This is a genomic window from Arthrobacter sp. Soil_C_49 (genome assembly GCF_057656635.1).
The window spans coordinates 248,525-274,037 of record NZ_JBDGJZ010000001.1 but is presented as its reverse complement, the minus strand read 5'-3'; the positions used below and the strand labels follow the sequence as shown (position 1 = coordinate 274,037).

The window sequence follows — 25,513 nt, the reverse complement described above, 5'->3', positions numbered from 1 at the left end:
TGGAGGAGCCTATATTACCCACGGGGAGCCATGTGCGCCTGCGGCGCCCTCCGCGCACGTATCAAACACGGACTCGGCTGGCGGGCCCGTGTCCCGGAACACCTGGAAACTGTCTCGCTCCTACCCCCCGCTGATCCTTCGCCACACCCAAGCCGCCAACCGAGTCCTAAGGGGCCAGGCTGCACACAGGGAAGCACTCTGCGGGGACTTAGGACCCTTTCCATGAGGGCAACCATCACCCATTCTTGAGGTGATGCACTGGGGGCACGCCAGATACTAGGAGCAGCAGTGAAAGCCATCGTTTACGGCGGGCCCGGGAAGAAGTCCTGGACCGATGTTCCCGATCCGTCAATCAGGAACCCCAGTGACGCCATCGTCAGAGTCGATACCACCACCATCTGCGGAACCGACCTGCACATCCTCAAAGGCGATGTACCAGCAGTGCAGGAAGGGAGAATCCTGGGCCATGAAGGAGTGGGGACCATCACCGAGGTAGGCTCCTCCGTCACGACCCTGAAACCCGGAAACCGGGTCATTATCTCCTGCATCAAGTCCTGCGGCCACTGTGCCAACTGCAAGACCGGGCTCTACTCGCATTGCCTGGGCGATGAAGGGGCGTCAGGCATCGGGTGGGTCTTCGGCCACCTGATTGACGGTACACAGGCCGAGTATGTCCGCGTCCCCTACGCCGAAAACTCCCTTCATCTGTTGCCCGAAGGTGTCAGCGACGAACAAGCCGTCATGCTCTCGGACATTCTCCCCACCGGCTTCGAAATTGGGGTCCAGTATGGCCGGGTCAAGCCCGGAGACACGGTAGCGGTAGTTGGTGCAGGCCCGGTGGGGCTGGCGGCGATCGCCACCGCGGGGCTGTACGGCGCAGCCACAGTCATCGCCATAGACCTGGACCGCAACCGCCTGGAACAATCACGCCAATTCGGCGCCACCGACGTCGTTGTGTCGGGAGATGCCGACTGGAGGGACCAGGTGCTCTCGCATACGGACGGGCAGGGCGTTGATGTAGCAATTGAGGCCGTGGGGATCCCTGCCACTTTTGACATGTGCACCGAAATTGTCCGGCCGGGCGGCACCGTGGCCAACGTCGGCGTACACGGCAAATCAGTGGAACTGCACCTGGAGAGGCTTTGGATCCAGAACGTCAACATCAGCATGGGCCTGGTGAACGCCAATACGACTCCGATGCTGCTTAAACTCGTCGCCCAGAAAAAACTGCCGGCAGAAAAGTTCGCGACCCACCATTTCCGGTTCGACGAGTTCATGGACGCCTATGACACGTTCGGCCGGGCAGCAGAAACAAACGCCCTGAAAGTAGTTATCAGCAGATGAACAACCACTAGGCTTCGCATGCCGATGATTGCCTCCCGTCGGGCTGAAAAATCCACTATGTGATGGGGAGTCTCGGCCGTGACGCGATCCGCACTGGCCTCCTCGCGCCGGGGGCGCTCTCTTCTAGCCCCCGTACAGCGGGCGCACTTGGGTAATCATCTCGTCGATGAACAGGTTCTGGTTGTCAGCGCTGCCCAGGCTGATTGTGTCAACGTGATCGGAGCCCACTAGGACGGCCCGAACGGTACCCACCCGTCGGACGTCCGGGGATGATGTTGTGAGGGTGTCTAGGGGTTCTTGGCGTGGTTTCTGGGTCTGTGAAAACACTGCCGCGGGTTGGGACGATACCCGGGGTCCCGGTTGTTGGAAGCTGGCGTCTGGCGGAGTAGTGCGTCAGAGGTAGCTGCAGATTTGTTCGGGATCGCAGCTTGCGTCGGTCCCGGACGCGGCAGTGGCGTGAAGGCCGGCGACGATGGATCGCAGCGCCATTAGTTCAGAAATCTGGTGGTCCAGTTCGGCCAGCTGGTTGGAGAGAAGGTCTTGGACGTGGGCGCAGGGGGCTTCTCCGGCGTCACGGAGGCTAAGAATTTCGCGTATTTGGGTCAGGGCGAGGCCTGCGGCCCGTCCGCGGCGGATGAATTCGAGCCTGGCCACGGAGTCGTCATGGTAGTCCCGGTAGCCGTTAGAGGATCTTTTCGCTGCCGGGAGAAGCCCGCTGTCCTCGTAGAAACGCAGCGTCTTGGTTGTCATCCCTGCCGCTGCCGCGGCCTCACCGATACGCATCATGAACTCATTTCTTAGCAGGCGGCCAGGACGGCGATTCCTTGACATTCCAGTGTAGGGGAAGGTTGAGAATGGGATGCAGAGCTGGTCTTCGGTTGAAGGCTGCACATGGCGGTCGGTTGAGCAACAGGTGTGCTGGCGGCTGCTTCCCTTCCATCTTCAGGAGTCCCTCGTGTCGGCAGCATCTTTCGATTATGACCTGGCCATTATCGGTTCCGGCGGGGCTGCTTTCGCTGCGGCCATCCGGGCAACCAGCCGTGGCAAGCGGGTGTTGATGGTGGAGCGCAGCACTGTGGGAGGCACGTGCGTGAACACGGGCTGCATCCCGTCCAAGGCCCTGCTGGCCGCCGCGGAAGCCCGCCATGTCGCCCTCGATGCTTCCGGACGGTTCCCCGGTATCAGCACCTCCGCAGAGCCGGTGGATATGCCCGAACTGGTCGCCGGGAAGCGCTCACTGGTCGAATCCATGCGGTCAGAGAAGTATGTGGATCTCGCCGCGGGCTATGGATGGAACCTGCAGCGGGGGACGGCGGTGTTCGCCGGAACCGCAGCCGCACCGGTTTTGAACATCACCGCCCCGGGCGGAACCACCGAGACAGTCAGCGCGGAACACTACCTGGTCGCGACCGGCTCCACCCCCTGGATCCCTGAAGTGCCGGGAATGGACGAGGTGGATTATCTGACGTCCACGAGTGCGATGGAGCTGCAGGACGTTCCCGCTTCGATGCTGGTGGTGGGCGGCGGGTATGTGGCGCTGGAGCAGGCGCAGCTTTTCGCCCGGCTCGGCACGGAGGTGACCATCCTGGTCCGGTCCAAGCTCGCCTCGGCCGAAGAGCCTGAAGCCGGGCATGCCCTCGCCGGTGTCTTCGCCGATGAGGGCATCCGGGTCGTCCGTCGAGCGACAGCGTCCTCGGTCCGGACCGATGAGGTGTCGGGGGACGTGGTCGTGGATGCTTCCGTCTCAGGAGGAAACGAGGAATTCAGGGCCGCGCGCCTGCTCATGGCAACAGGCCGGCGCCCGGTCACGGAGGATTTGAACCTTTGCATGGTCGGCGTTGAAACCGGGGACCGCGGGGAAGTCCTGGTCGACGGGAGCCTTCGCAGTACTAATCCGAGGATCTGGGCCGCGGGTGATGTGACGGGTCACCCGGAGTTCGTTTATGTCGCCGCCGCGCACGGGGCCCTGATGGTGGAGAACGCCTTTGAGGGTGCCGGGCGTGAGGTCGATTACCGGCACCTGCCCCGGGTCACGTTTACCAGCCCTGCCCTGGCCGCTGTCGGGATGACGGACAAGGAAGCGAACCAGGCAGGGATCCGGTGCATGTGCCGGGTTCTGCCGCTCAAATTTATCCCTCGCGCGCTGGTGAACCGTGATACCCGCGGCTTCATCAAGATCGTTGCCGACGCGGACACGGGTCGGATTGTAGGGATCACTGTCGTGGGTAAGGACGCCGGGGACATCGCCGCCGCAGGGATTTACATTCTGGAGGCCGGGATGACCGTTGATCAGGTCGCGAATCTCTGGAGCCCCTATCTGACCATGGCCGAAGGCATCAAGATAGCAGCCCAGTCCTTCACTACTGACGTCTCCAAACTGTCCTGTTGCGCGGCATGAAGTGGTCAACGACAACCTATGTGTTCGTGGGGCGGGCGGCCGCGGCTACCTTTTAGTGCGCGTTCCTTGTCAGGCTGTGGGCGAGGCGGTAGGAATCGGTGCCGGTTTCGATGATGGTGCCGTTGAACGTCAGCCGGTCAACGATCGCGGCGCAGAGGCGCGGGTCGGTGAATGTCTTGGTCCAGCCGGAGAACGACTCGTTGGAAGCGATGGCGATGGAGTTCTTCTCTTCGCGTTCGGTGAGGACCTGGAAGAGGAGTTCGGCGCCGCGCCGGTCCAGTTCCATATAGCCGAGCTCGTCAATGCAGAGCAGGTCCACTCGGCCGTATCTGGCGATGGTCTTGGCGAGGACTTTGTCGTCGGCGGCTTCGACGAGTTCGTTCACGAGCCGGGTGGCCAAAGTGTATTTGACCCGGTATCCCTTCTCCGCCGCGGCGGTGCCCAGCCCGATAAGCAGGTGGGATTTGCCGGTTCCGGAGTCCCCGATCAGGCATAGCGGTGCACCTTTTCGAATCCATTCGCCGGTAGCGAGGGTATGGATGGTAGCGGGGTTGATGTTCGTGTTCGCGTCGAAATCGAAATCACCGAGCCATTTATCCCGGGGAAAGTTCGCGGCTTTGACGCGTCGGATTGAGGAGCGACGGTCCCGGTCATCGCATTCGGCCAGCAGCAGCTCGGCCAGGAAGCCTTGGTAAGAGAGTTGTTCCTTCCCCGCGACGGTCAGAGCTTCGTCCAGAACCGCCCGGATGGTGGGCAGGCGCAATCGGCGGCATGCTTGGTCCACGGCCGCGACCGCGGCCTGCTCAGTCAGACCGCGGCGCCGTCGCAGGGTTGGGGTGATGGTGGTGGCCGGTGCGGTGGGGCTCATGAGATGTTTTCCTTCGACGCGGTTCCTGCGGAGTGTTCGGTGCGTTTGGCCAGCAGCTCGTCATAGGCGCTGATCGCCGGGAGCGGCCGCTTGTCTGGAGGGAGCCCGGCGATGACCGCCGCCGGGTCCATCAGCCGGCGCTGGGTCAGGCTGACAACTCGTTGCACTTTCGCTTCAGCATGAGCACCGCGATGACGGTCAGGACGGGACCCACCAGCAGGGATGCTGGAGGCATGTCGGCGGCCTTCAACCGCCACGACGTCGGCACTGACGGCACCTACTCCAAGGGCTGCGGTGATCCCTGCCTCGATGTCTTCGGCTTCCATCGATCGGTGCAGCAGCAGGACGTCAATCAGTTCACGGGTCCCCGCGGCATCACCGTTGACCCTGCGCGAGGCAGACCAGAAGGCGTCATGGGCGCTGGTGAAAGCACCCGACTCCCGCGCCCTGGCCAAAGCAGTGGAACCAGGCAAAGCGCCGGGCTTGGTCTTGAGGACCTCCAGATAATGGTCCAACTGGACCGACTGCCCGCCCTTGGCAATAATCCGCTGGTGCCGGGCCGCCACCGCGCGGCCGTCGAACACCACAACTTCGGATGCCCGCAATGAAACCCGGACCCGCCGACCGATGAACCGTGCTGGCACCGAGTACTTCACCATCCGCACGGTGATCATTGAGGACCGGTCCACTCTCGGGTTCAACACCAGACCGGGATCGAACTCGTCGGCCGGCAACGGTGCCAGGAACGGGCGCTCGGCGGCGAAGTCCTGGCCGATAGTGCGGATCCTGCCATCAATCCGCCGCTGATCGTCTTGAACCTCCCGGCTCCGGATCCAGTCGTTGAGCTCATCAAGGGACCTCGCCACGGGCATCGGGGTCAGCCGGTTGCGGCGGAACCAGCCCACCTCGCCCTCGACCCCGCCTTTCTCGTGAGCGCCGGCAAGACCTGGCTGGCAATAAAAGGCATCAAATCCATAGAACGAGCGAAACAACACCCACCGGTCATTCTCCAGGCGGTTCCGCCCCTGACCGAACACCACGGCCCTGACGGCACTGGTGAGGTTGTCATAGCGGATATGTTTGACCGGCACGCCGCCGATCTCGTTGAACGCCTCGACGTGGCCTTCCAGAAACGCTTCCTGGGCCTGGGTGGGGTAAATCCGGTGGATGGCTTTGCCGGAGTGAGAAAGCCGGAAGATGAACATGTGGCATTTCGTCTTTACCCCGTCCAGCACGATCCAGACTTCACCGAAGTCCACTTCCGCTTCCGCGCCCGGGGCGTGCTCCTGAGGAACAAATACCTCAACCCGGCGGCCGGCCTCCACATCGATCTGCGCCCGGCGGACCCGAACGTAGTCACGCACCGTCGAATACGACAACTCGTCCGCTCCATGCTCCTCGATGAGCCGGGCAAGAATCCTCCGGGCAGTGTGACGCTGCTTCCTCGGCGCCGTCGTGTCCTCGACGAGCATGGCGTCGATCGTCGGTTTATAAGGATCAAGCCGCGGCGAGGACCGTACAGGAGTTTTACGCTCTGGCGGGACCGGGGAACTTAACGCCTTACGCACGGTTTTCCGCGCCACCTGGTGCCTGCGGGCAAGCTCCCGGATTGACGCGCCCTCCACCCGGGCATCCCTCCGAATCTGCGCGAACAACTCCACTCTTGACCCCATCCCGGCCCTCCCGTCGTCGATCCAACACTGGATGGATCAACGTTCACAGGTGGGTACCATTCAAGCCGTCATTAGGTTCGGCATGTCCGGCTGGTGGGTACCGTTCGGGCCGTCCTAGTGGGCTCCGATCAGACTGTCATACTCACCAGGCCGTGCCCTCCCTCAAGCCAGACCAGCTTCTTGTCCGGGGCCGTCAGGGCGTTGTAGTACTCCTCCACCAGGGAGGCCATGGCGTTGACGTCGTGCCGGCCGACGAAGAAGTACACCGGCACCTGCAGCTCCGTCGCTTGTTCTTTGAAGTCCAGGCCCTCCAGTTGCGGGTACACCACGTTGAATGTTTCGATCAGTCCCCGCGTATGGTTGATTTTGTCAATGTAGCCGTATTCGGGGACGAAGAACGGGATGACGGGAACGATGACTGAGAAACGCGGAGTTCCCATGATCTCGTTGAGCACGTCCAGGAAAGCCACGTAGGGTGAGACGACGTTGTCCCCGCGGTAAGGCGGCGGACCGTTGCGACGCAACTCTGCCGCCCGCCCCGTGTCGCCCTGCTCGTCGAGATGCCGCAACGCCAGCTCGTAGCCCATGCGGTCGTTCTCCGTGGTGTTCACCATCTGTCCGCTGCTGACGAAGGCGTGATACAGCTCCGGGTGTTCCTGGATGAGCCAAATGCCGATGATGCTCGACCACGACACACCGTAGATGAAGACTTTCTGCTGCCCGAACCGTTCCCGCAGCAGGTTGGTGAGGGCCACGGCGTCGGCCACGTACCGTTCCTTATCCAGTTCGTTGAAGGGAACGGCGCCGTAGGACTTCCCGGTGCCCGGCTCGTCCCAGCTGACCACCGTGAACTGCTCCTCGAGGGGCCGGAACTCCGGGGCGTTGAAAAATCCTCCCCCGCCGGGGCCGCCCATTCCAAGATTGAGCAGCACCGGGTTGGACGTGTCCTTGCCCCGGACCATAATCCACTGCTCGCTGCCGTTCAGCTCCACTTTCTCAACGTCCGCGATGCTGGCGGACAGGGGGCGGCCGTCCGCGGCGGTGATCGGCGCCGTCGTCGTGAATACCTGTGAGGCGGTGACCGCAGCAGCGGCAACCAGCACCAGAATCCCCACCCCGGCCGGCTGGGCGAACGGCTGCCGGCGGCGGGCCACCAGCCAGACTACCGCCGCCAGCCCCACCAGGAGCAGAGGAAGCCAGACCGGGAATGGCACCCCCGTGGTGAGTGGCAGCAGCACCACCGGCAGGAGCAGTACGGCTGCAGCGACCAGCGCGAGAGCCGTCTTCCAAGCGACAATCCGACGGCGCGGCGACGAGGCCTGCCGTTCAGGATCAATGACGCGGCTGCTTGATGATGTCCAGTGGGAGTTCACGGCACAGGGAAAAGGCTCGAAAAATCATGATGGCTTGGGGCATATTCAAGAATCCCGTCCGTGGTAACTGGATTGAAGGGCTAAAGGTCCCGAGTACGGACATCTCTAGTTTCGGGCACTGCAGCTTATGTCTTCGGGAACCGGGGTTCGCCGCCCAACGCGGACACCGGACGGGCTATTTCGAGCGCAAGGATGGCCAATGAGCTGCCCGCACCAGGTGCTGATTCAGGGGTCCGGCTCGATGCGCCAGTGCTCGACGGCGGTCGGTTGGTCAGGTTGGAATACACCCCGACCTGACATCACGCGTCCGAGCGCGCCGGATGTGTGAGTCGGGCACGTACACGTTCCTTGAAGCAGACGTAAGTGAAGACACTGTCCACACCCCGTTTGGCAGGACAGCCAGAGCACCCCGAGCTCGCGTGATGCCAGGGAGCAGCCTTCCAAGAAAGTTTTGCACCAAAATCGGCTGGGTCATGTAGTACCCACTACCCCGAACCATGAATAGGTGTTGGCCACCCCCGGCCAACCCGACAGAACCGGAACGAGGAACCGTAACCCAGAACCACAGCAGGCGGAAGGCCCACCAGCCAGGGTCCTGATCCCGCCCCCCCAACACACCTGAACAAGCCATCGCGGCGGCCAGGCCACAGCCTGCGCACCCAGCGTCAGAGGGACCCCACCACAAGGCATGTCAACACGTCAAAGCAAAATCGCCCCTGACGAGGGAAATCTGTCGTGCCCGAAGTGGGCCTCGAACTGTCTTCCGGCCCTTGCAAACACTGGGAATTCCCGAAAACATACGAAATTGGAAGCAGTCCGAGAACACTAATACCCGATCCGAGGCAAAGACTGTGGACAATGTCCACAGCCCGATTTTCACCCTCGTCGACCTGTTCAACCTACGACCGCACCCCGCACTGATGGGATGCGGTTCTTCTTCGTCCAGACGGACCTGGCTCGCATCTCAACAGGCCGTTGCCGTACAAAAATCCGACAAGGACCCACCTTCGTCGGAGGATTCTCGCCGAGCCACTTACCGCCCCGCGCGTTCCGAACCGTACTGATCTTGGTAGGTCATGCCGCTCGGTTCCTTGGCCTCAATGTACACACAGAAGTTCAATCGCTGCTTGTCATTCTGATACGTCCCACGATCGCTGGGCGGGACCTCCGCGCAACCAGGGCGCTACCGCGCCGACCCCGGAACCGAAAACTTCTTCACACTAATAGTGCAGCATTGCTCCGGGATGAAGTTTTCGCCCCGGCGCCGGTCCCCCAAGTTGCACTCCAGCCCCTCAACCCAGCGGTTGGTCCCCTACCAGAACGACGCCCACAACCAAAAACCGCAGAAGAGAACACAGCAACACACAGGGTGAAGGGAAACACTGGTCATGGAAAAGCTCACCATCACAACACCATCAGATGTCCTCAGCTTCATCGGACACACCCTGGGCTTCTGGCCACAGGAAAGCCTGGTCTGCATCACCCTGAACGAGAACAGCATCGGCGCGACCCTGCGCATCGACCTCCCCCGCCAACCAGGCCAGGAACTCCCCTACGCACGCACCGTCGCCCACTACCTCACGGCCGACACCACCGCCACATCGGTCATCTTCGCCGTGTACACCAGCGAAACCACCCACCCCGGACAGGCCAGACCGCAGGCCGGCACCATCGCCGCGCTCACCGGTGTCCTCGCCGAACAGGGCATCACCATCAGGGACGGACTCTTCGTCGGCGACGAAACCTTCTCCCCCTACGACGGCGAACCCGGCACCAGCCTCGCACTACCCGTGAACTCCACCCAAACCAGTGCAATCAACGCCGAATTCATCTACCGCGGCAGCTTCATCGAACCCACCGACCAAATCACCCTCCCCACCACCAGCCAGGAAACAACCAAAGCGGCCGCCGTCGAACACCACATCGAAACCATCACCACCCAACCCACCGACACTGCACTCCAGCAAGGCCGGAAACTCTGGGCCAACATGCTCGACTCCAACACCTTCCCCAGCGACGACGACTGCCACGCACTCGTCGCGCACTTGCAGTTCCCTGCCATCCGTGACCGGCTCATCGCAGACATCCCCGGAGTGGAAGAACCCATGCAACAAATACTCTTCGCCCAAACCGAACAAGCACCGAAATGGTCACGCATCGAATGGGCACAACAACTCCTCCTCCACGCCTACACCCGCACCAGCGCAGAACACGCAGCCCCCGTCCTCACGGCCATCGGCTACATCAACTGGTGGGAAGGCAGAGGCAGCAAAGCGCACCAATTCCTCCAACTCGCCCTCGACACCGACCCCGCCTACCGCCTCGCCCGCCTCAGCGACCAGATGATCGGATCCGGCCTCGTCGCCGGGTGGAACATGAACAAAGACACGGCCTACAAAACGCTGCCCTTCAACCTGCCTTGAAGCACTTCGGCCCAAGTTCAGTCAGGTTGATGCAACGTCGGTTAGGGGCCTTTACAACTGGCGGGGGCCGATCAACCGCTTCAGCTCACTATTCCAGCTGTCCACTTGCGGGATGGATTTCCTTTATCCCCTGGCCCTAGTTGAACCAGTGACAACGAATAAACACCAGGCACGTAGCGGACTCCTCGTCGGCGCTCGAACACCGCATGCCGGAAGGCGTTGATGCAAAGGCCGGGTAGTCGTCCAAAGGGTCGTACTTCTTAGGCCTGCGACCCACCACTGCACAGCACCGGGACTCCAAGCGGCTAACTTGCTAGGTGACAGCGCCCTGGTCTGGAACGAGGGTCTGGTCTAGGTGCTCGTTCGCTTTCCACATTCTGCTAGATAACTCTGGCTGAACCCTTCTCAAAGATGAACTGCAGGCAAGGTCACAGGATTCCAACGAGGAAAAGGCAAGCCGAAGTCATGCGTCTTCCAACGACCGCCGCTGGTCGCGTCGTAACGGGTGATCGCTCGGAATTTCAACCAGCACGATGCGCACTCCGTCTGGGTCCGTAATCCACATTTCCACCAGCCCCCATTGCTCCTTTTGCGGTTTGCGTATCACTGTGACGCCCTCTGCAAGCAGTCGCTGATGCTCAAGCTTCACGTCGCGGACCTGGATCCAAATCGCCATGCTGCCGTCGCGTGGATGGGTCGAATGTCCGCTGACTTCGAGAAAGCCGTTACCGAGGAAGAACACCAGGCCCGGCGCATCATCAGTCCCGAATTCCCGGTAGATTGCCAAGCCAAGCGTGTCCCGGTAAAAATGGTGGCTGCGCTCTAGTTCGGACGGATGAAGCAGGATGCGGCTTGCAAGGACTTCCATAGTCTCCATCTTGCCCTCGAGATTCGTGCTGCGCGTGCAGGTCGGGACGCCTTAGCCGCAACTCGTTGTGTGGCTGGCCGATGGCCCGTCGGATTGTTCCATCACCATCAGACGCGATAGTTCTTCTGCACTGGGCTTCTGCCCTGTTTCGAGTTCAATCTGCATTCTTCGCATCCCGACGATCTCGTAACGTTGCTCGACCGCCATGTCTGCCGCGAGATTACGTACTGCGGGGGACGCGCCGGCCTGCAGCACCTGCTCGGCCATCGTCAGCGCCCCTTGATGGTGTCGGATCATAGCGCTCAGGAACATCTCATCGAAAGAGCGGCCATGCGCTGAGGACAACGCAGTGACTTGGCTCGGCGTCAGCATGCCCGGCATATGGTGTGCATGCGGCTGCTCCTGTTCACCGTCATGCTCGCCAGGAACGGGTACACCGGCGTTCCGTAACCAGTCCGACATTAGGCTCACTTCGATTAGCTGACCCCGGGTGACTGCTGAGGCGAACTCTACGATTCGTTGGTCAGCCGCACGGTCGGGTGCAAGGGCGCTTATTTCAACGGCCTGTTGATGATGCGGGATCATCGCAGTAACAAATTGCGCATCACAGCCCGGTGATGCTTGGTCGGTCACCGCTGGCGCCCCGGGCTGCCTGCTTTCGTGATTGCCATGCTCGTGCCCACCCTTACCCTGCCCAGCTGGCAATGGGGTGCAACCGCTGAGCGCCGACGCTGCTAGAGCAGCACCTATGCAAAAGGACGTCGTCGCGACCAGCCCCGGCCAACGAATCGGCCGACGTGCACTGTGGGCGGCGGGAGAAAAAGACAGCGTGTTGGGGGATGCCATGGCTCCTTACCTTTCCTTTCGTTGCTTTTCAAGCAGGCCGATGCTGTGGCATGGGTTGTGGAGACGCCCCATGCCACAGCAGCTGTTATCCGACGTCTGTGATGCCGCTCTTCACCGTTGACGTCAGACTGAGCTACCGCCGTCGCGGTCTCACTTTTTGAAACGTGATGCAACGGGCGCAGGTTTCCCGATGCCTGTGAAGTTAGCTGTTGGACAAGCCGAGGTTGGGTTGTACTGCGCGAAGTAGTAGTCGTTGTACTCGGGGCAGGCTTCGGCACCCTTGAAGGGCCACGTGCCGTTCTTGAACTTCATCACGTGAAAGCCCTTGGCATCGTTGAGGAACCAGATCTCACCCCGCTCGGCGCGGACCACGGGGCGGGCACTTGTGCCCATTACAAGATTCACACCAGGGTTGTAATAACCGATTTCAACCATTCGACGGGGGTCACGGATGTCAAACACTCGCAGCCCAGCGTGAAATGAAGCGCAGGCGAGAATCGTCGGGTCGTAGAGGCGGTCGGGTGAACAATGGTGGACGCTGTAACCCAAAGCAACGGGGGCCCCCTCGCCCTTCACTTCCTCGCAGTGCTGAGGGAGGTGGACCTCAAGCAGTGCACGGCCAACCACCTTGGGTGCCCGCTCATCAGCTATGTCAATGATTCGCGGGTAACCGAAGTTGGCCCAGTTCTTGTCGTCGTGAATGCATTCCTGGCCCGCGAAGTCGAGCGAACCCGACCGTTCTCCGAATTGGATCAGGTGCGGTTGCCCGTTGTAAGTAACCCGATAAGCGCCTTGGCACCACAGGTTGTCCTCCAAGGGGAGCTTCTGAATGATCTGCGGCTGGGGTGCCTTGTGCCGCTTCGCGACCTGCTTGGTGTCGAGGATCATCATGGCATCCAACGTGGGGTCTCCGAGCTCGCAGGCGTAGGTCCGTGCCCCGTCCTCGGTTGTCACACCGCCATGGGTCATCGAGTCAAAGCCCCATGAGGCGAGCAGCCGCGGCTTGGCCGGGTCACTGATATCAACGGGAAACAAAGTTGGAATCGGATCTTTGGGCTCCGTGTACGCGGTGCTCATGTAATAGGTCTCGCCATCGGGCGAGAACCAGCCCTCGTGACCAGCGGCCGGTGTCATATCGGTGCTGGAGAGCAGCCGGGGATGGCGGCAGTTCTCGGAGATGTCGTAGATGTCCAGCCACGCTGCATTTCCTGTGGCCTCTGGATACCTGTTGGTGTATCCGGTTGCTACGAGAAGCCCTCGTTTGGCGTTGACTCGTAGGGACTCTCCGGGGTCCAGCATTGCCGGCGTCGTGAGGATGGCAGTAGCAACAGGCCGCTGAGGATCCGAGGCGTCGAGTACCTGCGTACCAGTGCCCCCCGCTCCTAACGTGCTGGATATGCCGTAGTACGCACAATTCTGGTAGGTGTCGAGAGAGGATGCCGCCTGAATCGGCGATGCACCAACATAGTTGCCCACCACTTCCAGATTGCAGTTGTACCCTTGTCCAGCCCGGCCCGACAGGATGTCTATGGGCGGGACCCGGCCCTGCAGACCGGTTTCCGGCTTATCATCCGTCTGGCACCCCAGTTGAGGGACTGCCTCGCGCGGACCGAAACGAAGCTCATCGCCCGACGGAGTCTCGTCAGCAGACGAAAGCACCGGGAGATCCGATGCCGCCACCCCGGTGACGCCGACAACGGCGCCCCCTGCGACGAGCCCAACTGAAACCAGGCTTGCTAGGAGTAGTCTTCGTAAACTGATCTGCGATGAGTTCAGGTTTAATTGCATGGCTGCCCTATCTTCTTTGACGTTGGCACTTGGCCACCGTGCCTGAATAGGTATTCAGGCACGTATCTCCGGGGGTGTGTCATCTTGGGGAGTGGAAGGATCACAACAAAGGTTATGGGTGGGTTTCGCCTGCTTGCTACGGCAATTGGCGTCAACACTGCAGGATAGTGCGTCAAGTCACACCTACGCATCGGGGCAACGGAGCATAACTGCCGGGCTGTCGGTTTCGCAGCCTTGCCGGGAACTTTCGCAGGATGCTTTTTTGAGGAAAGCAACAGGCTACTTCGCCTTCCAGGCAGCAGAATCGGAAGACGGGTCCTAATCTTGCGCGGATGCCGCATTGGCCCCGGCCGCCAGCTTGAGATTAGTCCTCTCGTCGACAGCGGGCATCGCGATAACGGCGACAACGGTCAGTACGGCGCTGACCAGTACGGCCACGAAGACGGCAGTAGTCGCAGACACAATTGTCTGCGGATCGGAATCACCGCCGGGGACGCCGGCATATATCGAGTTAGCTACTGCCCCAAAAACAGCGACACCGATAGAGCTTCCAATCGAACGGGCAAAAAGATTAGTACCCGTGACTACGCCGCGCTCATTCCATTCGACGCTTGACTGGGCGGCAATGAGGATCGGGGTCGCTACCAGCCCCAGTCCCAATCCGACGATGAAACAACAGGCCGCCACAATCGGAACGTTGGGGGAAGAGGCCGTGAGCGTAAGGACCGATGTACCGATGACAGCGACCATGACACCAATCAGTGCCGTACTGCGATAGCCAATCCGGAAATAGAACCGGCCAGCCTGTGAAGCACTGATCGGCCAGCCGATCGTCAATGCTGCCAGGGCGAGCCCGGCCAGAACCGGGGAGGTCGAGAGGGATCCCAAGAGGAACGTGGGCACGTAGGAAGTAAGGCCGAACATGATTGCACCAATGCCGAAAGAGATCATTGACGTCGTGGCCAGCAGACGCCGGGACACTACCCACGGCGGCAGTACCGGCTCTGCTGCCCTCCTCTCGACAAGAACGAACACCGCGAACAGGAGTGCGCCGACTCCGAACACGGACATGCTGGTGACGGAGTTCCAAGCCCATGCAAGGCCGCCCTCGAGAGCCCCGAGGATCAGCAGACTAAGGGAAATAGTTAGCAGTAGCGCCCCCAAATAGTCCACCCGGTGCTTTGCGCGCTCGATACGTTCGTGGAACGCTCGGATCAGCATCCACCCGGCCAAGAGGCAGAGTGGGATGTTCAGAAGGAAGATCCCACGCCAGATGCCGAGCGACGCGAACAAGCCGCCTAATGTTGGGCCAGTGACTGAAGAAAGTGCCCACACGCTGGCAAGGTAGCCTTGCACCTTCGCCCGTTCAGTCGCTGTGTAGATGTCGCCGACGACGGTCATCGCCATCGGCAGGACTGCTCCCGCGCCCAGGCCCTGCAGCACGCGGAACGCGATGAGGGCTGGCATGCTCCACGCCACTCCGCAGAGGATCGAACCGAGGAGGAAAAGACCTATACCGCTAAGGATGATCGGCTTACGCCCTACGACATCCGAGAGCTTCGCATAGACGGGCACGGAGACAGCCTGCGCCAGCAAATAGGCCGAGAAAAGCCAGGGAAAGGAAGTGAAGCCGCCGACGTCATGCACGATCGAAGGTACAGCAGTCGCAACGATCGTCGAATCAATCGCCACCAGGCCTGACGACACCATTAAGGCAATAAGAATGGGGCCCCGCCGGGACCGAAATCCGACTCCGTCGGCAGTCGCTGTCGTCACTACCAGCTCAATGTCTCCATGGTTGTGCCGTACGGGACTTTTTCACTCAGGCTGACGGTAAAGGTCTCTGGGCTGCTACGCGTCACCAGCATGCCCTGCTTCCGCAGTTTCGCATTCTCAAGCAGCTTGCCCACCGCATTCTCGAGCCGCTGCTCCAATTCGGCGCGCCGCTGAATGGTCAAAGTGATAGAATTCTCCGAAATGTAATTCATTGCCGTCGAAATACCTTCCAAAAGTGATGTTGCTCTTCGAACCGAGCATGGCGGGTTATGGGAGAACGTACGAGGGTGGGGCACTGGATGCCGGTCAATCCCACAACAATGCCGGGCTTTGGTGGCAGTGCGACGGTTATCCCGCCAAGCCTCGTTCTCATATAAGACTAAAAGCGACCCGCCCGGGCCGCTCATAGCCATCCACGCCAACAACACCCGAATAGGCGCCATTTTGCGGTCAGCGATCCGCTTCTGGTCGAGGCTCTGCCCGCTCCCAGCGGGAGCAGGCAGAGCTGGCGACAGTTGACTGACGGTTATTGTGTGAGGTCTCGTCCCTTGGTTTCCGTCAGGAAGAACACACAGGCGGCGGTGATGAGCCCGGCGATCACGAGATAGATCGCGACCGAAAAGGAAGCCCGTGTTGCCGCGTAGAGGGCGGTTGCGATCAGGGGCGAGAATCCACCGCCCAGAGTCTGGCCGAGTTGGTAGCCCATCGATGCGCCGCTATAACGAAATTTGGTGGCAAAGAGCTCACTGATCAGCGAGGCAAGCGGGCCGTAAATCATTCCGCATAGGATAAGTGCAACTGCCATCGCCAGCGTGATGAGTATGGAGTTCTTCGTGTCGATCAGCGCGAACATCGGAAATGACCAGACGGCAAAAGCAATTCCACCTGTGAGTATGACCGGCCGTCGACCTAGCCGGTCAGAGATCGCTGAGCTCACCCAGTCGCTGAGGCCGTAAAAGACGAAAGCGATGGTCAGCGCAATGAGACCCACGCCGGCGTCAAGCTTGAGGTTGTTGGTGATGTAGCTCAATAACCAGGTCACTACGCCATAAGTGAGCGTGCCAAATCCGAAACTGATTCCCGCCGCGAGGAGAAGCTCCTTTGGGTTGGCCTTTATCACTTCGAGGATAGGCTTACGGGTGGTCTTTCCCTGCGTCTCGGCGTTCTTGTACACCGGGGTCTCTTTGAGCCGAAGCCGAATGAGGAGGCCAGTCACGACGAGGATGATCGACGCAAGGAAAGGGACCCGCCAGCCCCACGCTTCGAACGTCTCCGCTGGCATGAAACTCAGAGCGAAGAGCACACCTGTTGAAAGCAGCCCCCCTACCGCTGACGATGCCGGGATGAAGCCGGTATAAAAGCCCCGCTTTTCCCGAGGAGCCGTCTCGCTGACCATCAGAATGGCGCCACCGTATTCTCCGCCAAACGAGAAGCCCTGCACGAACCGCAGGGTGACGAGAAATAACGGTGCCCAGATCCCAACAACAGCATAGGTCGGAAGAAGTCCCATGGCGGTCGTTGAAATCCCGGCGATGAGCAGCATGGCAACCAGGACGCCCTTACGACCGCGGAGGTCACCAACATGCCCTGCCACCAGACTACCGAGCGGGCGGGCAATGAAACCGACGGAATAGGTCCCGAACGCGGCAAGCAGGGCGACAGTTGGATCGAAGGTGGGAAAAAACAGCTTGCCGAATACTAGGGCGGCAACCGATCCGTACAGGACGAAATCGTATTGCTCGATGATGTTGCCGACGACGCTGCCAGCGACAGTGCGGCGCAACAGCTTCTTCTGCTCTGGTCCAAACTCCTTGGTTTCTGCGGGTTGGACGATAGACACGTCCTGCTCCGCCGGTGATCCACTAGTCAGCAGGGCCTGCGACTTCGTTGTCCGCATGTGTTCTCCTGGGTGTTTTCTCCGGTGCCAAAGGCCGCCGGGTTACAGGTGCATCCCGCCCGAGGCTGGTCATCCTGCATCGGGTCGGTATGTCGACGCTACTTCCGCCCGTGATGAGCGTCAAGGAAAACTTTCGTTAGAATATATCAGCTTTCGTTATACGATAGCTTCTAGCTTGCGGGCCTTTGAACATTGTCATTAGTGTTAATGTCCACCCAGTGGAACAGCAAAGGAATGCCATGCGTATCGGAGAATTGGCAAAGCGGTCAGGTGTGCCGACGCGCATGCTCCGGTATTACGAAGAGCAGGGTCTGGTGGTGCCACGTCGCCTCGACAATGGCTACCGCATCTATGACGACCATCTCCTGGACCGCGTGCAGAAGATCCGCGGCCTGATTGATGCCGGCATTCCAACGCGGATTATTAGCGACATCCTGCCCTGCCTGGATCAACCCCAGAAGATTGTGGTGGCCGACCCCGACCCGGAACTGCGGGAATTGCTGATGCATGAGCGCGCGCGGATGTCGCAGAAGATCGATCTTCTGACCCAAAACCGCGATGCGCTCACGCGCTACATTGACGCCCTCGATACCGCCGCTACCCACTCACAGGAACTCCGTGCGGGTTAGGTCCAGGATCTGCTGCGGCGGACCTGCCACAGCAGCCCGGGCGCGTTTCGTGCTCAAATTTGACATTAACACTAGTGTCAACGTTGCATCATGGGCGAATGGCCCAAACACAAACTTCTCCTTCGATTTCGCAACGACCTAAACGCCTGCCACTGGGGAGCCTGCTCGCTCTCGCGACGGCCGGCTTCCTGACGGCTATGCTCGAGACCATGCCCGCCGGCATCCTTCCCGCACTCAGCAGCGGAATGGGGGTGACCGAGGCGGCGGCGGGGCAGACAGTAACGGTCTACGCCATCGGCTCGCTTGCCGGCGCAATCCCGATCATCGGTGCAACCATGGGCTGGCCCCGCCGGCGCCTGCTTGTCATGGCCCTAGCGGGCTATGTGGTGACCAGCCTCGTCGTCGCCGTTTCCCCGGCCTTTGCACTGACACTGATCGCACGCTTCATTGCCGGCATTTTCGCCGGCGTCCTGTGGGGGATCCTCGCCGGATACGCCAGCCGCCTGGTGGCTCCCGAGCAGCGCGGACGCGGTGTTACTATCGCGCTGGCCGGTACTCCGATTGCCCTCGCTTTGGGAACACCTGCGGGCGCACTCCTCGCCGCAGCCTTCGGCTGGCGGCTCACCTTCGTCGTCATGGCTGTCGTCGCGGCATGCGTCCTTGTCTGGGTCCTGGCCCTCGTGCCAGATTTCCCCGGTCAGGAGAAGCACGAGCGGACGTCGGCACTGAAGGCGATCCGCCTGCCGGGCATCATCCCGATCATCATCTCCTCCGTGGTGTTCATCACTGCCCACTACCTGCTCTACACCTACATCTCCTCCTTCCTTGCCCCGCTTGCCATGAGCGGCAGCGTGAGCGCCGTCCTGCTCGTTTTCGGCGCCTTCGCCCTCGCAGGCCTCTGGGCCACCGGAATCTTCATCGACCGGCACCTCAGGCTCCTGATGCTTATCAGCGTCGTCCTGTTCGCAGTGGGCGTGCTCGCAATGGGCATCCTCTCGGAATCACCCGTGGCAGTGTTCGTGAGCGTTGCGGCGTGGGGCTTCGCCTTTGGCGGCTCCGGAAGCGTCCAGCAGACTGCGCTCACCAATGCGGCGGGATCAGCCGTTGACGCCGCCCAGTCCGTACTTGTTACCGGCTGGAACATCGGCATCGCTGCAGGCGGCGTCCTCGGCGGGGTAGTCCTCGCCGGCGCAGGAACCGCTGCCCTGCCGTGGACCACATTCGCCCTGCTCATCCCCGTCCTGATCATCGTGGCCGCAGCCCGGCGGCATGGTTTCCCCACTCCCCTCCGCAAAGGTCACTCATGAGTAAGCGCAAAATGATCCTCGGCATGCAACTCAACAACGGCTACGGCTCCCAAGCCGCCGCCTGGCGGGCACCAGGGGTGGACCCGTCCAATTACACCGACTACGACGCCCTGGTGCGCTACGCGCAGGCGGCTGAGCGTGGCAAAATCGCGTTCCTTTTTCTGCCGGACACTCCAGCCCTGACAGGTGATCTGGAGCATGAAGCTCCCCAAATGACCCTCGACCCGATGATGGCACTTGCCGCCATCGCGAGGGGAACCGAACGCATTGGGCTGGTTGCCACAGGTTCCACAAGTTTCAACGAGCCCTACAACATTGCCCGGCAATTCAAAGCGCTCGATGTGATGAGCCATGGACGCGCCGGCTGGAATGCGGTAACGACGAGTGACCCGTCGGCCGCTGCCAACTACGGACAGGGGATCGCGCCACGCCCCGAGCGCTATCAGCGCGCCCACGAAACAATCCAGATTGCCCAAGCGCTGTGGGGAAGTTGGGAAAAGGATGCATGGACCAGGAACAAGAACACCGGGACCTTCGCCGATACCTCAAAGATCCGGCCGCTCGACCTCAGAGGCGAATACGTCTCTTCCCGCGGCCCACTGCCCATACCGCCATCAGAACAGGGCCAGCCTGTTCTCTTCTCAGCAGGAGGCGGGGAGTACGGACTGGGTCTGGCCGGGCGCTACGCCAGCGGAGTCATCGGAGCCGCTTTCACCATCGACGACGCCAGGGCACAACGGGACGCGGTACGGGAGTCAGCCCGCCGGTCGGGGCGCGACCCGGAGGAGATCAAGTACTTCGCGGGCCTTATGCCGGCTATCGGAGAAACCAAACGGGCCGCGCTAGACCGCCGCCGCGCACTTGGCGAACACACCTTTCCCCAACGGGTCGCTTACCTCGGCTCAATGCTCGGCCTGACTCTCGACCCAGGCCAACTGGATAAGCCACTGACCCTACAGCAGTTGGGTGCAGCACAGGCCAGCCCCTTCGACCCACGCTCCCGTCGGGCTCTGGAGGTAGCACGGGAAGGTTGGACTATCCGCGACATCCTGGCGCACGGAATCATCGACTACCACCCCACCCCAGTAGGTACGGCGGCCGTTACTGCGGACCACATGCAGGAGTGGTTCGAGGCGGGCGCAGTGGACGGTTTCTGGATATCAGTGGACATTTATGAGGATGGAATCGACACGTTCGTCGACGAGGTTGTCCCGATACTGCAGGAACGGGGCCTGCTGCACTCCGACTACGAAGGCAGCACCCTCCGCGCACACCTCGGCGTCCCTGAACAGTACGGGCTCGACCCGAGACTGCAGTAGCGCGGGCTTCTTCAGGGCATCCAGAGCCGCAGTGGGGTTTGCGATTCATACGCTTTTCCTTGCGGAAAGGACACGAGTTCGAATTGCATTCCCCACGGCGCCAGGAAGTAGATCCAACGCTGGCCCTTGCTGGCTCCTGAACTTGAGGTCGGTTCCCCAAGCACCTGAACCCCGTGGTTTTTGAGATAGTCGACAGCTACGTCGAGGTCCTCGACATAGAAGGCGAGGTGATGACCGCCAATGTCACTGTTGCGGGGCTGTTCCCGCCGTTGATCCGGGGAGGAGTAGTTGAAGATCTCAAAATTCACACCGTTGAAGCAGCGGTAGAAGCGTATCTCCGCCAGTGTCGCCTCCGGGTGGACGTTAAGCTTTGTCCGCATCAACTCGGGGTCCTGCGGGTACGGCCCCAGCGAGTAGACATGCTGGCAGCCTATGACGTTGACGAAGAATTCGTGAGCTTGCTCCATGTCGGGCACTGTGAAGCCGAAGTGGTCCGTTCCACGGATACCCGGCAGTCCGCGCCGTTCCTTGAGTGCAATGTCTTGCTGTTCGGCGTCCTGGTTCATGTGGTTCTCCAGCAACTGTTTCTAGCGATCGAATATTTCAGGGTGATCAAGCAGGGCCATGCGGGTTTTGCGGACATGCATGGCCAGCAATTCCTCCGCAGAGCGCGTGTCACGCCGGCGGATGGCCGCCACAAGGAGCCTGTGCTCCAAATGCGTGTCGTCGAGTCCCTCGGGACCGATCAGCTGCACGTACGCGCGCCGGTAATGCTGGGTGGTGTTCCAAAGCCGCTCGACCATTTCCAGCAAGGTCGGCATGCCCGCATCTTGAAAGCTTAGAAGGTGGAATTCACGGTCCAGTTCGACGAAGTCCTCCACCACCTGGCAGGTCTCCATCTCGCTGGCCAGCTGAGTGAGCCGATCCAGGGTTTCAATGCTGACGCTGTCGATTGCCTGGCCCAGCGCGAGTGGCTCAAGCCGTTCTCTGATCAGATACGTCTCCTGGCACTCAGCGAGGTTCATGGAACTCACCCAGGCTCCAGATGAGGCGACCAGTGTGACGAGTCCGTGCGATTCAAGGATTCGCAAGGCTTCACGGATCGGTAGCCTGCTAACGCCGAACTCTTCTGCGATCTGCTCCTGTCGGATCCTCGTGCCGGGCGCGAGGTCCCCGTCGAGGATCCTTTGACTTAGTTCGTCTGCGATGCGCTGGCTTGCAGCGCCCGATTTCTTCAACAGAACAACTTGGGTGGACATGCCTACAGCATACGGACTGGGGTGCAATGGATCCATTCATGAGTATTTGGCGCACAAATATAGGTTGGACTCCTTGCATTGGATCCAATCGTCCATTTATGGTGGGACGAACGCAAAAGCGATGCAAGTACGCCCATGGGAGCCAAAGATGTCAACCGCTACGCCCTTGACTTACTCGACAGAGTGCACAGAGTTACGCACGACCCGCAAAGACTGGGACGCAGCAGCTCCCGAGTTGCTCGAATCCATGCTGGTTCAGATGCACACCATCCGCATTTTTGAGGAAGTTGTCCTGCAGCTGGCGGCAGAGGGCCTGGTCCACGGCCCCGCCCACTCCAGCATTGGCCAGGAGGGAGCAGCCGTGGGGTCCGTTCTGGCGCTGCGGGGAGCTGACGGCGTCAACGGCACCCACCGCGGCCATCACCAATTCCTGGCGAAGGGTCTTGCCTATCTGTCCCCCAACGGTATGTCGATCATCGACGGGATAAAGAACGACCAGGTCACCGAGTTCATCCGACGGACGATGTCCGAAATTTTGGGTCTCAAGGCCGGTTTCAGCGGTGGCCGGGGCGGCTCGATGCACCTGCAGTGGCTTGAGGCCGGAGCTTTGGGCACGAATGCGATCGTGGGTGGCGGAGTGCCGCTTGCCGCGGGGAATGCCTGGGCCCAGCGCCATGACGCAGAAGTACACGACGACGACGGCGGGCAGGCAGGCGGGATGGGGGTCACGGTGACCTATTTCGGTGACGGCGCCTCAAATATAGGGTCGACGCTGGAGACGCTCAATCTGGCTGCGGCCTGGCGCCTGCCGCTGTGCTTTTACATCGAAAACAATCTCTACGCTGTCTCGACCCACGTTGCCGACGTAACCGGTGAACCCCGGCTGGCGGCTCGTGGCCCCGGCTTCGGAATCAGGTCCTGGCGCGTGGACGGCATGGATCCCCTCGCGGTCTACATTGCCCAAAAGGCAGCCGTGGATTACATGCGCGCCGGCAAGGGGGCGACCCTCATCGAGGCGGAAACCTACCGATACTTCCACCAGAACGGCCCCTTCCCCGGCAGCGCCTTCGGCTACCGGACCAAGGAGGAGGAGAAGCAATGGCGTGAACGCGACCCCTTGGCCAAACTGGCGGCAGAGATGACCCGGCGCGGCCTCCTCACGGACGAACAACTGAACGATCTCACCGCGCACATCACCGAGCAAATCACCCGGATTGTGGATGAAATCACCGAGAAGGACCCGGAGAGCGCCAAAGGCGCCCGCCGGATCCGCCCCATTCTTTGGCCGGATCCCGCTGCTGTGGATACGGACATCAGGAGCGAACCGGCGTTGACCGGCACAGCACCTGACGAACACAGCGGATCCGGCACTGTGGAGCGCCGCTTCGTGGATGCCATTGCGGATGTACTCGGGCGCCGGATGGACATGGACCCGGGCGTACTGGTCCTCGGCGAAGACGTGCACCGGCTCAAAGGCGGCACCAACGGGGCTACGCGCGGTCTGAAAGATGCTTATCCAGACCGGGTCCTGGGCACTCCGATCAGCGAAAACGCCTTTGCGGGCCTGGCCGGCGGCCTGTCTATGACAGGACGATACAAGCCAGTGGTGGAGTTCATGTACTCGGACTTCCTATGGGTCGCCGCTGACCAGATTTTCAACCAGATCGGCAAGGCCCGGCACATGTTCGGCGGTCAGTCCTCCATGCCCGTTGTGCTTCGCTCCAAGGTGGCAATGGGAGCCGGTTATGGCTCGCAGCATTCCATGGATCCGGCAGGCATCTTTGCCAATAACCCGGGCTGGCGCATCGTGGCGCCGTCAACACCGCAAGACTATATCGGGCTGATGAATACAGCCTTGGAACTTCAGGACCCGGTGCTCGTTCTTGAGCACGTAGACCTCTACGGGACCAAAGGAGACATCCCCGCCGAGAATCTCGACTACCAGTTGCCGGTGGGCAAAGCTGCCGTGCGGCGGGCGGGCGAGGGCGTCACTGTCCTGAGCTACCTGAACATGGTGGATGTCTCGCTTCAGGCCGCCGAGCGCCGTCTTGATCTCGATCCCGAGGTCATCGATCTGCGGTGGCTCGACCGGGCATCCCTGGACTGGGAAACCATAGGCGCCTCAATCCAGAAAACCAACAACGTGCTGATCGTCGAACAGGGTGCCCGCGGTACTTCCTATGGCGGCTGGCTCTCGGACGAGATCCAGCGCAGATTCTTCGATTACCTCGACCAGCCCATCCAACGCGTTACGGGCAAGGAAGCCGCGCCGAGTATCTCGAAAGTGCTTGAAGCTGCAGCCAACGCCGATCTCAACGACGTCCTTGCCGGCTTCGACGAAATAGCCCGCAATCTCGGCCTTTCCTGAACCGGATCCATCGAAGGACATTCATCATGGCAACCATCATTACAATGCCGGCCGTCGTCGCAGACGCCACCGAGGCAGCTCTCCAGGACTGGCTCGTGAAAATAGGCGACACCATCGCCGCAGGTCAGCCCATCGCCGAAATTGAGACTGAAAAGGCGACAGTTGAACTGCAGGCTGAGTTTCCGGGTACTGTCGGAAGACTGTTGATACGGCCCGGAACTTCTGTGGGTGTCGGCGAGCCCATTGCTGTGCTCGTCGAAGCAGGAGAGGACGAGGCGTCCATCGACAAGCAGATCGCCTCCGCCGGCGGTGCTTCGCACAGCCTTGCAGAGCATCCCGTGCCCGAGGACACTGAAGCACCAACAACCAGGCGGGACACGCGGCCTGCGGCTCCGGACGCGAGCCAGGAGCCGTCCAGCCATGCTCAGGGACGGGACTCGCGGGTATTCGGGTCGCCCTTAGCCCGGAAGCTCGCTAAAGAACTTGGCCTCGACCTTTCATCTTTGACGGGCTCGGGACCCAACAGCAGGATCCTTCGCCGGGACGTCGAAGCCGCCCGCATGCAGCATGCGGCAAGTCCGGAACGCGTCTCCCAGGCCGAAGATCTCCTCCCCGCTGACCCAATTGCTACATCCCAGACGGGCGGCGCGCAAAACTTCCAGGACGAACCGCTCTCGGGCATGCGCAAGGCCATCGCACGGCGGCTCACCGAGTCAAAGACAACCGTTCCCCATTTCTATGTCTCCATCGATGTCGAAATGGACGCCCTCCTGGCTCTGAGGAAGCAAATCAACCAGGGCGCGCTCCCTTCGGACCAGAAGGCAACCGTCAACGATCTTGTCCTGAAAGCACTGGGAGGAGCACTTGTAGACGTGCCTGCCGCGAACGCGTCATGGCAAGGAGACGCCATCCGCCGCTATTCCACGGTGGATGTCTCCGTGGCCATCGCCACCACGGACGGCCTGCTGACACCGGTGGTCCGCGGCCTGGAAACCCTCTCGCTCAGCTCCCTGGGCAGGACCATGGGTGACTACAAAGAACGTGCGGCCGCTGGCCGGATCCGGCAACAGGAACTCGACGGCGGGTCCTTCAGCCTCACGAACCTGGGAATGTATGGGACACGGGAGTTCTCCGCCATCCTCAACCCGCCCCAGGCAGGGATCCTGGCCGTCGGGGCGGCCGAGCAGCGTCCGGTGGTGCGCGACGGCCAGCTGGAAGTTGCCACGGTCATGAGCTGCACCCTCTCCGCAGACCACCGGGTAATCGACGGCGCAGTAGCAGCACAGTTGCTGGCCGCTTTCAAAGCGCGCATCGAGAACCCGCTCAGCATTCTCCTGTAACCGCGTCCCCCCACTGAATCCTGTTGCGCAAAGACGC

At 61.1% G+C, this 25,513-nt stretch carries 20 protein-coding genes; 8 read left to right on the top strand and 12 right to left on the bottom strand.

Features of this window, described 5'->3' with window-relative positions; translation table 11 throughout:
- Positions 1–288 precede the first annotated feature (288 nt).
- The gene (locus AC3A4Z_RS01230) at positions 289–1,344 is read left to right on the top strand and encodes a zinc-dependent alcohol dehydrogenase family protein (RefSeq protein WP_498709501.1); all 1,056 of its coding nucleotides are present in this window, start codon (positions 289–291) and stop codon (positions 1,342–1,344) included.
- 393 nt (positions 1,345–1,737) lie between these two features.
- Here AC3A4Z_RS01230 and AC3A4Z_RS01225 read toward each other — a convergent pair whose 3' ends face one another.
- On the bottom strand, positions 1,738–2,127 hold the full coding sequence (locus tag AC3A4Z_RS01225) for a heavy metal-responsive transcriptional regulator (protein WP_031216440.1): 390 nt from the start codon (positions 2,125–2,127) through the stop codon (positions 1,738–1,740).
- Between the two features lie 172 nt (positions 2,128–2,299).
- Between AC3A4Z_RS01225 and merA the strand changes: the two genes are divergently transcribed.
- Positions 2,300–3,742: a mercury(II) reductase gene (merA, locus tag AC3A4Z_RS01220; protein ID WP_011691634.1), complete on the top strand. Its 1,443-nt coding sequence runs from the start codon at positions 2,300–2,302 to the stop codon at positions 3,740–3,742.
- A 52-nt stretch (positions 3,743–3,794) separates the two neighbouring features.
- Here merA and istB read toward each other — a convergent pair whose 3' ends face one another.
- From istB to AC3A4Z_RS01205, 3 genes are all read right to left on the bottom strand, one after another.
- Complete coding sequence (gene istB / locus AC3A4Z_RS01215) at positions 3,795–4,610, bottom strand: IS21-like element helper ATPase IstB (RefSeq protein ID WP_011691635.1); 816 nt, start codon at positions 4,608–4,610, stop codon at positions 3,795–3,797.
- Positions 4,607–6,283, bottom strand: a complete 1,677-nt coding sequence (gene istA, locus AC3A4Z_RS01210) for an IS21 family transposase (protein WP_011691636.1) — start codon at positions 6,281–6,283, stop codon at positions 4,607–4,609. Before istA ends, istB begins: the two co-directional genes overlap by 4 nt.
- A gap of 128 nt (positions 6,284–6,411) precedes the next feature.
- The gene (locus AC3A4Z_RS01205; RefSeq protein ID WP_498709499.1) at positions 6,412–7,656 is read right to left on the bottom strand and encodes an alpha/beta fold hydrolase; all 1,245 of its coding nucleotides are present in this window, start codon (positions 7,654–7,656) and stop codon (positions 6,412–6,414) included.
- A 1,388-nt stretch (positions 7,657–9,044) separates the two neighbouring features.
- Between AC3A4Z_RS01205 and AC3A4Z_RS01200 the strand changes: the two genes are divergently transcribed.
- The gene (locus AC3A4Z_RS01200) at positions 9,045–10,079 is read left to right on the top strand and encodes a DUF4192 domain-containing protein (RefSeq protein ID WP_498709498.1); all 1,035 of its coding nucleotides are present in this window, start codon (positions 9,045–9,047) and stop codon (positions 10,077–10,079) included.
- Between the two features lie 463 nt (positions 10,080–10,542).
- On the opposite strand, the gene AC3A4Z_RS01195 is transcribed toward AC3A4Z_RS01200, so the two are convergent.
- The 6 genes from AC3A4Z_RS01195 to AC3A4Z_RS01170 form a co-directional block, all read right to left on the bottom strand.
- On the bottom strand, positions 10,543–10,947 hold the full coding sequence (locus tag AC3A4Z_RS01195) for a VOC family protein (RefSeq protein ID WP_498709497.1): 405 nt from the start codon (positions 10,945–10,947) through the stop codon (positions 10,543–10,545).
- A 51-nt stretch (positions 10,948–10,998) separates the two neighbouring features.
- Positions 10,999–11,580, bottom strand: coding sequence for a DUF305 domain-containing protein (locus AC3A4Z_RS01190; RefSeq protein ID WP_498709496.1), 582 nt, complete (start codon positions 11,578–11,580; stop codon positions 10,999–11,001).
- A 363-nt stretch (positions 11,581–11,943) separates the two neighbouring features.
- Positions 11,944–13,581: an LVIVD repeat-containing protein gene (locus AC3A4Z_RS01185; protein WP_498709494.1), complete on the bottom strand. Its 1,638-nt coding sequence runs from the start codon at positions 13,579–13,581 to the stop codon at positions 11,944–11,946.
- 318 nt (positions 13,582–13,899) lie between these two features.
- Complete coding sequence (locus tag AC3A4Z_RS01180) at positions 13,900–15,357, bottom strand: MFS transporter (protein ID WP_498709493.1); 1,458 nt, start codon at positions 15,355–15,357, stop codon at positions 13,900–13,902.
- Positions 15,357–15,569, bottom strand: a complete 213-nt coding sequence (locus AC3A4Z_RS01175) for a hypothetical protein (RefSeq protein WP_498709491.1) — start codon at positions 15,567–15,569, stop codon at positions 15,357–15,359. Before AC3A4Z_RS01175 ends, AC3A4Z_RS01180 begins: the two co-directional genes overlap by 1 nt.
- A 314-nt stretch (positions 15,570–15,883) precedes the next feature.
- Positions 15,884–17,254 carry an MFS transporter gene (locus tag AC3A4Z_RS01170; protein WP_498709490.1) on the bottom strand — a complete coding sequence of 457 codons (1,371 nt, stop codon included), beginning with the start codon at positions 17,252–17,254 and terminating at the stop codon, positions 15,884–15,886.
- A 239-nt stretch (positions 17,255–17,493) separates the two neighbouring features.
- On the opposite strand from AC3A4Z_RS01170, the gene AC3A4Z_RS01165 reads away from it, so the two are divergent.
- From AC3A4Z_RS01165 to AC3A4Z_RS01155, 3 genes are all read left to right on the top strand, one after another.
- Positions 17,494–17,883 carry a MerR family transcriptional regulator gene (locus AC3A4Z_RS01165; RefSeq protein ID WP_498709488.1) on the top strand — a complete coding sequence of 130 codons (390 nt, stop codon included), beginning with the start codon at positions 17,494–17,496 and terminating at the stop codon, positions 17,881–17,883.
- A 98-nt stretch (positions 17,884–17,981) separates the two neighbouring features.
- Positions 17,982–19,190: an MFS transporter gene (locus AC3A4Z_RS01160; RefSeq protein WP_498709486.1), complete on the top strand. Its 1,209-nt coding sequence runs from the start codon at positions 17,982–17,984 to the stop codon at positions 19,188–19,190.
- On the top strand, positions 19,187–20,509 hold the full coding sequence (locus tag AC3A4Z_RS01155; RefSeq protein WP_498709485.1) for an NtaA/DmoA family FMN-dependent monooxygenase: 1,323 nt from the start codon (positions 19,187–19,189) through the stop codon (positions 20,507–20,509). The genes AC3A4Z_RS01160 and AC3A4Z_RS01155 overlap by 4 nt, the downstream gene beginning before the upstream one ends.
- An 11-nt stretch (positions 20,510–20,520) precedes the next feature.
- Here AC3A4Z_RS01155 and AC3A4Z_RS01150 read toward each other — a convergent pair whose 3' ends face one another.
- Positions 20,521–21,075 carry a VOC family protein gene (locus AC3A4Z_RS01150; RefSeq protein ID WP_498709483.1) on the bottom strand — a complete coding sequence of 185 codons (555 nt, stop codon included), beginning with the start codon at positions 21,073–21,075 and terminating at the stop codon, positions 20,521–20,523.
- Between the two features lie 21 nt (positions 21,076–21,096).
- Complete coding sequence (locus AC3A4Z_RS01145; RefSeq protein ID WP_498709481.1) at positions 21,097–21,768, bottom strand: GntR family transcriptional regulator; 672 nt, start codon at positions 21,766–21,768, stop codon at positions 21,097–21,099.
- 259 nt (positions 21,769–22,027) lie between these two features.
- Between AC3A4Z_RS01145 and AC3A4Z_RS01140 the strand changes: the two genes are divergently transcribed.
- Both AC3A4Z_RS01140 and AC3A4Z_RS01135 read left to right on the top strand, forming a co-directional pair.
- Positions 22,028–24,136: an alpha-ketoacid dehydrogenase subunit alpha/beta gene (locus AC3A4Z_RS01140; RefSeq protein ID WP_498709480.1), complete on the top strand. Its 2,109-nt coding sequence runs from the start codon at positions 22,028–22,030 to the stop codon at positions 24,134–24,136.
- A 26-nt stretch (positions 24,137–24,162) separates the two neighbouring features.
- Positions 24,163–25,476, top strand: coding sequence for a dihydrolipoamide acetyltransferase family protein (locus tag AC3A4Z_RS01135; protein ID WP_498709478.1), 1,314 nt, complete (start codon positions 24,163–24,165; stop codon positions 25,474–25,476).
- Positions 25,477–25,513 lie beyond the last annotated feature (37 nt).